The following is a 12,436-nucleotide window of genomic DNA, read 5'->3' as shown; positions in this document are numbered from 1 at the left end:
GGCCCGGCTGAATAATTCGCGGACGGCGGACATGGTGACGCGGATTAGGAAAAGTGCGGCGCCGACGTGACCGCTAAACGGACGTGCTCATACTTTTCGGCCAGCGTCCGCTTTTCGGCGCTGCTGTATTCGTGGTGTTCGATGCTCTCCCGCAGTTCCGAGAGCCGGGTTTCGAGGGCTGCGCGCCGGGCACCCAGGCGGTCGCACCAGCTGACTTCTTCGAAGAGCGCCAGCAGTCGGTTTCCAACGTCGGCGTCCTGCATGCCGTAGTGCCGGATCTGCGAGACGGCAAGGGAGAGGTAATGGTCGAAGCCGGGCCTGGCGAAGATGGCACGGACTACGCCGTCGCCGTCTTTGGCTGCCTCGTCGCGCAGGTCCCGGCCCGCCAGCACGCACAGCAGGCTGGAGAGGTGGCCTATGACGTGCACCGCCGTCGTGGGGTCGTTCGTCCCGGGCGACAGGGCACGGGCCCCGACGTCGGCCAACTGACGGAAGCCGAAGGCGGGATCCTGATCGTTCGTGCGCTCAAAGCCTATGGTCACCGCGTCGCCAAGACGCCGGGTGAGGTCCTCGAGCTCGGCAGCGGTGAACTCTTTGCGCTCCCCTGCCGCCCAGACGGTGGCAAAGGGAACGCCGGCAATCAGGGATTCCCCGGGCCACGCGTCGATCCGGATGATGGCGCCGGCAGCCCGGGCGACGTCGACCACTGCTGCTGCGTCAACCGAGTTGAGGAAGCCGGACGAACCGGCCGCCAGGCGTGCCGCTCCGGGCCCGGCGGGCTGGTTTGATCCGGGGGCCGGGTCCTTGGGAATCACCCGCTCGATGGTGGCGGCGGTTTCGGCATGGACGTTCTTCATCATGGTCTCGACCCGGATCTCCCGGGTCAGGTGTGCCAGGAAAAGGACCAGGCCTATGACGCTGGCCAGGGCCAGGAGGAAGGCCACCGTGACCGCGATGTCGGGGACGAACTCATCCCGGCTCTCAGCGGCGCTTCGAACACTGCGGAGAACCGTCAACGAATAGGAGAAGGTCCCCAGGAACAGCGCCAGGGTCCAATGCACGAAGCTGTCGCTGGTGAACGTGCGGAGCAGCCGCGGGGAGAACTGGCTGCTGGCCAACTGGAGGGTCACGACGGTGAGGGAGAACGTCAGGGAGGTGACGGTGATGAGGGATCCGGAGATGGCCTGCAGTACCGCGCGGGCGGCTTCGGGTCCGCCGCTGAAGAGGTAGTTCTCCAGCGCCCCCGGCATGCGCTCGTCCAGCAGGTTGTCGAGCGCCGGCAGCCCGACGCCCAGCGCCACGGCCAGGGCCACGGCGAGGACCGGGATCGGCCACAGGCGGGCGCGGAAGGCGGCCCGGATTCGCCGGATCATACTGTTGACTGCTGGCGGTCGGCGGCGTCGCCACTGTTGTCGCGGCGTTTGACGGCCCACCACTGGGCCAGGAAGATGGCCAGGGCCAGGGCGGCGCCCACACCCAGGGTGAGCAGGTCCTGCCCCGCCTTGACGAAAACGAACGCCCCCAGGACGGCGAGGTCCAGCATGATCGCGACGGCGGGAACCCACCTCGCGGCCCCGATGTCCCGGTGCAGGTGACGGATAACTCCCAGGTGCACGGCGATGTCCATGCTGATATACAGCAGGGCGCCGAGGGAGGCTATCTTGCTCAGGTCGAAAAAGACGGTGACCAGGATCGCCAGGCCGGCGGTGATGAGCAGGGGCTGGTGTTTGACCTTTCCCGGAAGCGCCGGAGCCTGCTTCATCTCCTGGAGCATCGCGTAGAGCCTGGACACTGAATAGAGGCTGGCGAGCAGGCCGGAGAGCGTGGCGACAACGGCCAGGGCGATGGTCAGGCCAACCCCCCAGGTGCCGAAGAGCGGCTCCGCGGCCCGTGCCAGGGCGTAATCCCGGGCCTTCATGATTTCCGGGACGCTCAGGCTGCCGGTAACCGACACCGTGAGCAGCAGGTAAATGACGGTGCACAGCGCCAGGGAAATGATGATGGACCGGCCGATGTTCTTTTTGGGCTCTTTGATGTCACCGCCCTGATTGGTGATGGTGGTGAACCCCTTGTACGCCAGGATGCAGAGCGTTGTGCCGGCCAGGAAGCCGAGGATGCCCTGCTGCGGAGGTTCACCCGATCCGCCGGTAAGCGCAGTCCCCAGCGAGGACCAGCCCGAGGCCAGCAGGCCCGCGATCGCCAGCGCCGCGATTCCGATGATCTTGCCCGCGGCCGTGACGGTCGCCGACCTCTCCACCAAGGTATTGCCGAACATGTTGACCAGGGCGGCGGCGGCAATCGCCGCCACACCCAGGGCCGGCACCAGCAGCGCGGAACCCTGCAAGCCGAAGGGCCGGAGCAGGTAGGTGCCAAAGGTCCGGGCCAGAAGACTCTCCGCAACCACCATGGACACGTACATAAACAGCGAGAACGCCCCTGCAATGACCCCGGGACCGTACGCAGCCTTGAGCAGCATGGCGATGCCGCCGGAAGACGGGTTGGCTCCGGAGTATTTCACGTAGGAGTAGGAACTGAAGGCGACGACAACCGCTCCGGCAAGAAACGCCGCCGGCACCAGCCCGCCCGCAAGGCCGGCGACCTGGCCGACCAGGGCGAAAATCCCTGCGCCCACCATCACCCCCGTCCCGAGGGAGACGGAACCGGCCAGGGACAGCTTCTTGGAATCATCAGCCATGACGTCCGAGTCTAGCCCCGGCGGTGGAACCCCTGCCCGGCCCCGGCTTGACCCGGATGGTTGCCAGGCGAGGTCCTTGGAGCAAAGAATGAACCAGCGGGTTCCAGAAATCGACGGCGCTTCCTGGGCCCGGCCGATCCGGTCCGCGGTGGAGGCGCGCCATGAAGGCTGTGGTTGTAGGGGCTGGCATTGCGGGGCTCGTCGTGGCGCGCCAACTGGGTATGGCCGGCTGGCACGTCGAGATCCTCGAAAAATCGGCCGCTCCGCGTCTCGACGGCTACATGATGGACTTCTTCGGTCCGGGCGTGGAGGCCGCGGAGAGGATCGGCCTCTACCCGCGCCTCGCCGCCGTGGCCTACCACGTCGAGGCGGCCGAGTATGTCGATGTGGCGGGACGCCCCGCGGCCAGCCTCGACTTCGACCAGTTTGCCCGGCTTGCCGGCGGCAAAGTCCTCAGCCTGCTGCGCCCCGACATGGAGCGCGCTGCACTCGCCGCGCTCGCCGACGTGCCCGCCGGCCGGGTGCTGGTGCGGTACGGGGTGCCGGTTTCCCGGGCGTGGGAGGACGACGACGGCGGCGTGCGCGTCGTCGTCGGGGGCCAGCCGGAGCAGACCCTCACCGCGGACGTCCTCATCGGGGCGGACGGCATCCACTCCAGCATCCGGGCCCTGATGTTCGGGCCGGAAGACGAGTACCTGCACCCGCTAGGCATGCGCGCCGCCGCCTTCATCGTGACCGACCCGGCCCTGAATGCCCGGTTCCGGAACCGGTTCGTCCTCACCGACAGCATCGGCCGGCTCGCCGGGCTCTACAGTCTTCGCTCGGACGAGGTGGCAGCATTCCTGGTTTATCTGCACGCCCCGGGGGCGGCGGGGCAGCTGCCATCCGAGGCGCCGAGGGAACGGCTGCGCCGTGAGTTCGTCGGACTCGGTACAGCGGTCGAGAGGCTGCTGGAACTTTGCCCCGAACACCCGTACGACGATGTGGTGGCACAGATTGTGATGCCGGGCTGGACGCGTGGGCGGACCGTCCTGGTGGGAGATGCCTGCGGGGCGGTGTCGCTGCTGGCCGGCCAGGGCGGTTCGCTCGCCATCGCCGGATCGGCGTTGCTGGCGGACGTCCTGGGGCCTGTGGCCGCACCCGAGGGAATCAGCCCCGCCCTTGCCGGCTTCGAGCGACGCTGGAGGCCGGTAGTCGAGGAGGGCCAGGCCGCTGGCAGGCGTGCGGCCGCCTCGTTCCTGCCCGCGAACCGGACCCAGCGCCTGCTGCGCCGCTGGATCATCCGAGCCAGCCATCTGCCCGGTATCGACCGGCTGGTGGCCCGCCAGATCGTGGGCCGGATCGCCAAGTGAGCCGTTCTTGACCGCTCGCCAGGGACGGGACCAGACTGGGCCTGCGCGGCTCCGCTACTGCGGCCAGGCTCCCGCGTACCGATGGGGTGATGGCGATGGTCCCGATGCTGACGCTCGTTTTTGCCTGCTCCTGCTTGCGGGTGTGCTCATTTCCGAACGTGCCAGCCGGACAGTGCTCTCCACGGCGGTGCTGTTTCTCCTCGGCGGATTTGTCATCGGCCAAGGCGTGACCGGTCTCGTTCCCCTACACCCCCGTGATCAGGTCGTTGCCGTGTTGGCGCAGCTGGCGCTGTTCTCCGTCCTGTTCACGGACGGCATGAAAGTGGGCTGGTCCGACCTGCGAAGCGCCTGGCGGCTACCCGGCCGGGCGCTCGTGCTCGGGCTGCCGCTGACACTCATCGTCACGGCCCTCCTGGCCCGCTATATTGCCGGGCTCCCCTGGCTGCTTCTTGATCGGAGCCGTACTTGCACCGACCGATCCGGTGTTCGCGGCAGCCATTGTGGGGCGTAAGGAAGTCCCCGGGCGCCTGCGTCACCTGCTGAATGTGGAATCAGGACTCAATGACGGGCTGGCGCTCCCCCTGGTTCTCGTGTTGCTGGCAGTTGGCGGCGAAACGGACCTTGGAGTCACGGTTCTTGCCGAAGAAATCGTCCTGGGCCTGCTCGTCGGCGTGTTCGTGCCGCTGCTGGTCATCTGGCTGGAACGCCTGCCGTTCCTGAAGGCGACAAAGGGCCTGCAGCCCCTGGTTGCGGTTTCCATTGGCCTGCTCGTACTTTCGATCTGCCTGGTCACGGGCGCCAACCTCTTCCTCGCCGCGTTTTCTGCCGGCATCACAGTCGCTACCGCGGGACCTGGCTTCCGGGAAGAGTTCGAACAATTCGGCGAACTGGTCTCCGAGCTGCTCAAGCTGGCGGCCATACTGGTCTTCGGGGCCTTGATCACGCCGACATTCCTCTTTGGAGAGATCGCCTGGACGGGCTGGGTCTTCGCTGTCCTCGCCATCGTGGCAGCCCGCCCGTTGGCTTTGCTCATCTCTTTCCTCGGCACGGGGTTGTCAGCCAAGGAACAACTGGCGGCCATGTGGTTCGGCCCGAAGGGGTTTGCCTCCGTGGTCTACGGGCTTCTTGTCCTTGAATCGGGGGTGCAGGGCTCAGATGAGCTCTTTCACCTCGTGGCGCTGGTCATATTGCTGTCCATCCTGGCCCACTCGTCGACCGACGTCCTGGTGGCCAGGCAGTTCGGGAACGTGCCGCGCGCCGGGCCGCGGGCTTCGGCTGCTGCCGACGAGGCCCTATGACCCGTGCCGGGCGCCCGGGCCCGCGGCGGAATTGACGACCAAGACGGGACATGGTGCATGGTTAACGATCTGGGTAGAGACGGAGCCGAGACTCAAACCCGCGAATCCGCCGTGCCCCCGGGACCCAACGACGACGAGATCGGCTTCCGAGGCAGCGTCGAGTATCGCTGATGCCGGCGAATCGCTGTGCACAACCTTCCCGCTAGAGGCAATCCCCTCCCCGGAGACGGACTTCAACGCCTGGGCCTGGACCGCCGCCGCGATTTGTTCCGGAGACTCCTCGGTGGCAATTTCACCCGCCGCCGTTTCCAGCACAGCCGGGAACCAGGCCATCAGCGGCTTGCTCCAGGCCGTCACCAGCCTGAGCTGTCCGTCGCGCATGCGGGCCTCGTCGACGGCCCAGTCCAGCGCCCACTGGGAATGCTCGGAACCGTCAAAACCCACCACGATGACGAATGAACTGTTATTGGTCATTGGACTTTCCTTCCCTCGCCTTACGGGCATCCTAGACCTCAGCGCCTGCGCCATTCAGGGCCAGTTGCCCTACAGTGATGGCGACCGCGCGGATGTTGCAGATTCACTCAGATCCCCGATGCCTTGATGGTTAGCAAGGTCCCCGAGTGGCTGCCCTACCCCCGCGCCAGCACCGGCGTGCTCTGCCGGAGCCCGGCCACGTCCAGGTCCAGCCGGTTGTCCTCCGGGCTGATGTCCTCCGGGTTGTGCGTCACCAGGACAACCGTGCGGCCGGCCAGCCCGCGGCGCAGCTCGGCCAGCATTTCGCGGCCGGCTTCCGCGTCCAGGTGGGCCGTGGGTTCGTCGAGCAGGATCACATCGGCTCCGGTCAGCAGTGTGCGGGCCACCGCCAGGCGTTGGCGCTCCCCGCCGCTGAGGAACGCCCCGCCGGGCCCGATGGGCGCGTCCAGACCCCGGTCGAGCCGCTGCAGCAGCGGTTCCAGGCCGACGGCGGACAGCGCAGCGGAAAGTTGCAGGTCGAGCCCGGTGGCCGCGCCTGTTGCTCCGTCCGTGGGACGATCGCCCTCGGGCAGCCCCAGCATCAGGTTGCCGCGGATGGTCGAGTCGAAGAGGTGCGCCTCCTGCGGGCACCAGGCCGCGCGTCCGGTCAGGAAGAGCTGGCCGTCCGCGGCCGGGAGGAAGCCGAGCATGACGGCCAGCAGGGTGGACTTTCCGGAACCGGAGGCGCCGGTCACGGCGAGCCAGCGGCCCGGTTCGGCGCTGGCGGTCAGCCCGGTGAAGACCTCCGTGCCGCCCGGCCACGCCGCCGCCAGGTGGTCCAGTTCCAGGCCGGGACGTCCGCCGGGCCGCGCCGGTACCGGCACTGGTCCGCCGGATCCTTCGGGCGTCTCCGCAGCCAGGACTCCGGACGCTGCGATGCGCTGCAGCACCGAGCGCAGCGCAGGATACTGCCGCACCGCCGTCGTGATCGCCGAATACGGTTCCACGAGGGCCAGCTGCAGCAGCACGACGACGGCGACGGTCGCCGGCTCGGCGGCGCCGCTGAGGGCAAGCGGGGCGGCCAGCACCGCGCTGGCCAGCGCGGCGGCCCCGCAGGCCAGCACCGTCAGCGCCTGCCCGAGTCCCTCGGCCAGGGCCGAACGCTGCGACGCGGCAGTCGCCTCCCGGTCGGCACGGTGGATATCGGCAAGGACCGGGGCGCCCACACCGTTGGCATGGAGTTCGGCGCGGGCATCCAGCGCCGCGGCAACCCGCCGCAGCACCCCGGACCGCAGCTGCTGCTCGGTTCCGGCGGACATCCGGTCCGCGAGCAGTGCCAAGGCCGGCGAGGCCGCGAGACTGACGACGGCGGCGGCAACCACGGCCGGGAGCGCTGCCGGGAGCAGCAGCCCGACGCCCGTGACCGCGGCCGCGCCCACGGCCACGGCGGTCAGCGGCGGCAGCACGACGCGCGGCAGCAGCTCGCGGACGGTGTCGACGTCGTCCACCACGGCCCCCAGGACGTTGCCGCCCTGCAGAAGTCGCCGCAGCGACAGCGCCCGACGGCTCAGAGACTCCCACAGCCGGCCGCGGAGCCGCGTCAGCGCCCTGAAGATCGCGTCGTGCAGGAGCAGCCGTTCGGTGTACCGCAGGGCGGCTCGGCCGACGCCGAAGAAGCGCACCCCCACGATTGCGGTGAGCAGGTACAGGATGGGCGGCTGCTCGCTGGCGCGGATGATGAGCCAGCCGGAGAGCCCGGACAGGGCGACGGCGAACAGCGCGGCCAGGACCCCGACCGCGCCGGCGGCGGTAAACTTCCCGGCCACCGGCGCAAGCAGCCGGCGCAGCTGGGCGGCAGCAGTTCCAAAGCGCGCAGCTCCGGCGGCCGACGTTGCGGCCTCGGCAGGAGTGCCGGCGTCGCCGGGATTGCCGGCGTCGAAGGCGGCCGCGTCGGCTAATGCCGGCGGGAGGTCTTGCCCGTCCGGGGCGCGGTCTCGGCTGGAGGAAGACGGCGCGACGGCCGCGGCGACCGTCCCGGTGCCGCCGGCAGGTCCCCCAACGCCCACCAGCCGGTCCGCGAGTTCGCGGGTCTGCCGGTCGTGGGCCACCAGCAGCACCGTGGCCTTCCCGCGCAGTCCGGAAATGGTGCGGCTGACCGCATCGGCGGACGCCCGGTCCAGGTGCGCGGTGGGCTCGTCCAGCAGCAGCACCGTGGCGCCGGCCGCGATCCGGGCCAGCCCGCGGGCCACGGCCACCCGGCGCAACTCCCCCGGGCTGAGCTCGGCGGGATGCTTCGCGGCGAGGTGTTCGGCGGCGCAGGCGGCGAGGCAGCGCCTGGCTTCGGCAGTGTCTTCGGTGCTGGCCTGCGCCGGGGACCGGTCCGGGCCGGCACCGAGGTATAGCAGGACCTCCGCAAGGACTGTGGGTTCCACCATCACGGGGTGCTGCGGCACCCAGGCGAGGTCCGCCGTCGCGAACCCCTCCAGCCGTCCGGTGACCTCAGACCCGGTGCCGGAGCCGATGGTGCCGGCCAGGACGCCCAGGACGGTGCTCTTTCCGGCGCCGCTGCGGCCGTCGAGGGCCGTGATCCCGCCGGGGGCGGCGGTGAAGCTCAGCGGTCCGACGGCGGCCTCCGCGCGGCCGGCGTAGCGCACGGTCAGCCCGCGGACCGTGACGGCCGGCGGAACGGGAGCGACTCCGTCCCGGCGGACCGCGGCGGGGACGAGCGGTGCGGCCTGGACGGCGTCGAGGACCTCCGTGGTGTCGGCGAGCGCGGCGCGTCCTTCGTCGCTGGCGTGGTGGGCGGTGCCGAGTTCGCGCAGCGGAAGGTAGCAGTCGGGGGCCAGGATCAGGGCCAGCAGCCCGGCCTCGAGCGCCATGTCCCCGTGCACCAGCCGGACACCGATGAAAACGGCCACCACGGCGACGGAGATCGTGGCGATGAGCTCCAGCGCCAGGGCGGAGAGGAAGGCGGTGCGCAAGGTCCCCATGGTCTTGGAGCGGTAGTCCTCCGAAATGTCCTCGAGGGCCTTGCGCTGGGCGGCCGCGCGGCCCAGGCCCACCAGCACGGGCAGGCCCTTGGCGAGTTCCAGCATGTGGCCGGAGAGCCGGGACAGGGCCGACTGGGCTTCCCGCACCCGGTCCTCGGTGTAGCGGCCGATCAGGACCATGAACAGCGGCACGAGCGGAACGGTCAGGACGATCACCACGGCGCTGATCCAGTCCGCGAAGAGGATCCTGGCCCCAAGCAGCAGCGGGATGGCGGCGCAGTTCACCAGTGCGGGCAGGAACTGGGTGTAGTAGTTGTCCAGGGCGTCCAGTCCGCGCGTCGCCAGGACCGCGAGTCCGCCGTCGGCCGGCCCGGCGCTGCGGATGCCGGTATGCAGGGCCCGGTCCAGGAGCTCTGAGCGCAGCTCCTCTTTGACCCCCAGTGCGGCGCGGCGGGCTGCCACCGCCTGCGCCCAAACGGTGAGCGAGCGCAGCACTACCCCGGCCATTCCCCAGCCGAGCTGCTCGGCCCAGGCGGGGTTGTGCGCCATCAGGCCGGACAGCATGCCGGCGACCGCCTGGCCCACCAGCACCAGCGACAGCGCTTTGAGGGCAGCCAGCAGCCCCAGCAGGTAGAGCGCGGAGCGAGTGGCAGGGCCCGCGGGGAACTGCGGTCTCATCGGCGGCTAGTCCTTCGGCGCCAGGGCCTTGGCGGCAATCGCGGGCAGGAAACTGTGCGCTTCCGGGATGTGGGCGGCGCTCACCCGGCGCCGGAACACCCAGTAGGTCCAGGCCTGGTAGGCGAGGACGAGCGGCAGCCCGATGCAGGCCACGATGGTCATCAGGCCCAGGGTGTAGTCCGAGGAGGAGGCGTTGGCGACCGTCAGGCTGAAGTCCGGGTTGAGGGTCGAGGGCAGCACCACCGGGAAGGCAGCGCCGAAAATCGAGGCGCTGCCGAGCAGCAGGAAGACGCCCAGCGACAGGAAGGCCCTGCCTTCGGCGCCGCCACGGGCGAAGTTCCAGGCCAGGGCGGCCGCCACGACGGCGGCGACGACGGCGGCCACGGTCCAGGCCTTGCCGCTTTGGAACTGCAGCACGATCGCCCAGCCGGCGATCGGCAGGAGCAGCACCGGCAGCAGCCGGACGAACCATTGCCGTGCGCGGTGCCGGACGTCGCCGTCGGTCTTCAACGCCAGGAACGCCAGCGCGTGCAGCAGGGAGAAGCCGACGACGGCGAGTCCGCCCAGCACGGCGTAAGCGCTGAACCAGGCGAACGGGCCGCCCTCGCGGTCACCGTTGGCGTTCAGCGGCAGTCCTGTGGTGGTCAGCGCCAGAGCTGCGCCGACCCCGAAGGCGGCGACCAGGGAACCCAGCGCTATGGCCCAGTCCCAGCGGGCACGCCACTGCGGGGTGTCCACCTTGCCGCGGTATTCGAAGGCCACGGCGCGGAAGATCAGCGCTACCAGGACCAGCAGCAGCGGCAGGTACAGGGCGGAGAAGAGGGAGGCGTACCAAAGCGGAAAGGCCGCGAAGGTGGCGCCGCCGGCGGTGAGCAGCCACACCTCGTTGCCGTCCCAGACCGGGCCGATGGTGTTGAGCAGCACCCGGCGTTCGGTGTTGTTCCGGGCGAAGCCCTTCATGAGCATGCCGACTCCGAGGTCGAAGCCCTCCAGGAATAGATAGCCCGTCCACAGCAGCGCGATGGCAATGAACCAGATGGTGGGTAGCAGTTCCATGCTGAATTTCCTCTGCTTCTTGTTCGGGGGGCGTTAGTAGGCGAAGGCCAGGACGTCGTCGGCCCCGGGTTTGCCGGGCGTGCCGCCGGGCTGGGTCTTGTCCTCGTTTTCATCCGCCAGGGCGTGGGCCAGCTCGGGCATCGCGGAGACCACACCGCCGCGGATGTACTTCACCAATAGCTTCACCTCCACCACCAGCAGCACCGCGTACACGGCCGTCAGCACCACCAGGGAGGTCAGCAGCTCGCCGGCGGAGACGCCCGGGGACACCGCCGCGGCGGTGAACATGAAGACCTGGTCGATCCCGCTGGGATCCGGGTTGGGGGCAACCACGAAGGGCTGGCGGCCCATTTCGGTGAAGATCCAGCCGGCGGCGTTGGCGCCGAAGGGGGCCAGGATGCCGAACACGGCGAGCCGCATCAGGCCGCGGGAGGCCGGGACGGTGCCCTTGCGGGTGATCCAGAGTGCCACGAGGGCTGCGAGGGCTGCGACGCCGCCGAAGCCGATCATCATCCGGAACCCCCAGTAGGTGACTTCCATGACCGGGACGTACTGGATTTCCTGGCCGGCGCGGTCACCGTAGATCGGGTTGTCCGGCAGGTGTGTGCCGTAGTCGGCCTTGTACTGCTCCAGCAGGCTGTTGACGCCCTTCACCTCGGTGATGAAGTCGCCCTTGGCCAGGAAGGACAGGATGCCGGGGACCTCGATCACGGCGACGACGTCGTCGCAGTTCTTGGAGCCGACATTGCCGACGCTCAGGATGGAGAAGCCGGTGCCGTCGTGGCAGGCGGCCTCGGCAGCGGCCATCTTCATGGGCTGCTGCTCAAACATGAGCTTGCCCTGCAGGTCGCCCGTGATGGCGGTGCCCGCGAAGGAGATCATCGCGACGACGGCGCCGATCCGCAGCGAGCGGATCCAGACGGCGTGGTCCGCGCGGTCCCGGCCCGGGATTGCCGACTCCCCGGGGATCACCTTGCCGTTGGCTCCCACGGTGTCGATGCCGTCGTGGCGGCGGCGCCACAGGTGGTACCACGCGATGCCGAGGAGGAAGGCCCCGGCGACGGCGAGGGCGCCGAAAAGGGTGTGCGGCACGGCCACGAGCGCCGTGTTGTTGGTGAAGACGGCCCAGGCGTCGGTCATTACCGGACGCCCGTCAATCATCTCGACGCCCACCGGGTGCTGCATCCAGCTGTTGGCCACAATGATGAAGTAGGCGGAGAAGACCGAGCCGATGACGGCGATCCAGAGGCAGGCCAGGTGGACGCCGCGCTTGAGCTGCTTCCAGCCGAAGATCCAGAGGCCCAGGAAAGTGGATTCCACGAAGAAGGCCAGCAGCGCCTCCATGGCGAGCGGCGCCCCGAAGACGTCCCCGACGAAGCGGCTGTACTCGCTCCACGCCATGCCGAACTGGAACTCCTGCACGATGCCGGTGGCCACGCCCATGATGAAGTTGATCAGGAAGAGCTTGCCCCAGAACTTGGTCATCCGGAGGTACTCGGGCCGGCCGGTGCGGTACCAGAGGGTCTGGATCACCGCCACCACCAGCCCCAGGCCGATCGTGAGCGGCACCATCATGAAGTGGTAGACGGTGGTGATGCCGAATTGCCAGCGTGCGATTTCCAAGGCGTCCAAGGCAGTCCCTTTGGCTAGGTTCCCGAGAGATTTCTACGTTGTGTAGAACTGATACTTCTACAGAGTGTAGAACAAGTTCACACCCTCCCGCACCCCAGCGTGGCACGGCGTGCCCTGCCCCGCAATGGATCGGCGCGGGCAGCCGGCGCCGGGCCGCCCCGCCCCGGCGCCGCAGGCGACACGCCGCGGCGGCCCTGTTCTACCTCATGTAGAAACTGGGCGGAAAACGCGGTAAATTTAAAGCTGAAGTATCCGGCAAACCACCCGGGCGGGACCACCGCC

9 protein-coding genes are annotated in these 12,436 nt (G+C 69.1%); 3 read left to right on the top strand and 6 right to left on the bottom strand.

Annotated features, from left to right (window positions below):
• Positions 1 to 44: 44 nt before the first annotated feature.
• Positions 45 to 1,373, bottom strand: coding sequence for a DUF2254 domain-containing protein (locus AC1DH3_RS13545; protein WP_476909527.1), 1,329 nt, complete (start codon positions 1,371 to 1,373; stop codon positions 45 to 47).
• Positions 1,370 to 2,695 carry an APC family permease gene (locus AC1DH3_RS13540; protein WP_476909526.1) on the bottom strand — a complete coding sequence of 442 codons (1,326 nt, stop codon included), beginning with the start codon at positions 2,693 to 2,695 and terminating at the stop codon, positions 1,370 to 1,372. Before AC1DH3_RS13540 ends, AC1DH3_RS13545 begins: the two co-directional genes overlap by 4 nt.
• Positions 2,696 to 2,856: 161 nt before the next feature.
• On the opposite strand from AC1DH3_RS13540, the gene AC1DH3_RS13535 reads away from it, so the two are divergent.
• From AC1DH3_RS13535 to AC1DH3_RS13525, 3 genes are all read left to right on the top strand, one after another.
• Positions 2,857 to 4,047 (top strand): FAD-dependent monooxygenase, encoded by a 1,191-nt coding sequence (locus AC1DH3_RS13535; protein WP_476909525.1) that lies wholly within the window; start codon positions 2,857 to 2,859, stop codon positions 4,045 to 4,047.
• Positions 4,048 to 4,189: 142 nt separating this feature from the next.
• Entirely contained in the window at positions 4,190 to 4,558 is a 369-nt protein-coding gene (locus AC1DH3_RS13530; RefSeq protein WP_476909524.1) for a cation:proton antiporter domain-containing protein, read from the top strand.
• A complete protein-coding gene (locus tag AC1DH3_RS13525) occupies positions 4,530 to 5,345 on the top strand; it encodes a cation:proton antiporter domain-containing protein (protein ID WP_476909558.1) in 816 nt (271 codons plus the stop codon). The genes AC1DH3_RS13530 and AC1DH3_RS13525 overlap by 29 nt, the downstream gene beginning before the upstream one ends.
• On the opposite strand, the gene AC1DH3_RS13520 is transcribed toward AC1DH3_RS13525, so the two are convergent.
• The 4 genes from AC1DH3_RS13520 to AC1DH3_RS13505 all read right to left on the bottom strand — a co-directional run bounded on the left by AC1DH3_RS13520 (position 5,340) and on the right by AC1DH3_RS13505 (position 12,154).
• Entirely contained in the window at positions 5,340 to 5,819 is a 480-nt protein-coding gene (locus tag AC1DH3_RS13520) for a universal stress protein (protein WP_476909523.1), read from the bottom strand. The two genes, AC1DH3_RS13525 and AC1DH3_RS13520, sit on opposite strands and share 6 nt — an antisense overlap.
• A gap of 155 nt (positions 5,820 to 5,974) precedes the next feature.
• Entirely contained in the window at positions 5,975 to 9,466 is a 3,492-nt protein-coding gene (cydD, locus tag AC1DH3_RS13515) for a thiol reductant ABC exporter subunit CydD (RefSeq protein ID WP_476909522.1), read from the bottom strand.
• A gap of 6 nt (positions 9,467 to 9,472) precedes the next feature.
• Positions 9,473 to 10,522, bottom strand: coding sequence for a cytochrome d ubiquinol oxidase subunit II (gene cydB / locus AC1DH3_RS13510; RefSeq protein ID WP_441418840.1), 1,050 nt, complete (start codon positions 10,520 to 10,522; stop codon positions 9,473 to 9,475).
• Between the two features lie 33 nt (positions 10,523 to 10,555).
• Positions 10,556 to 12,154 (bottom strand): cytochrome ubiquinol oxidase subunit I, encoded by a 1,599-nt coding sequence (locus tag AC1DH3_RS13505; protein WP_476909521.1) that lies wholly within the window; start codon positions 12,152 to 12,154, stop codon positions 10,556 to 10,558.
• Positions 12,155 to 12,436 lie beyond the last annotated feature (282 nt).

The sequence above is a fragment of the Arthrobacter sp. 05L428 genome (assembly GCF_056397665.1).
The sequence above is the reverse complement of the archived record's forward strand: the minus strand, read 5'-3'. Positions and strand labels throughout refer to the sequence as shown.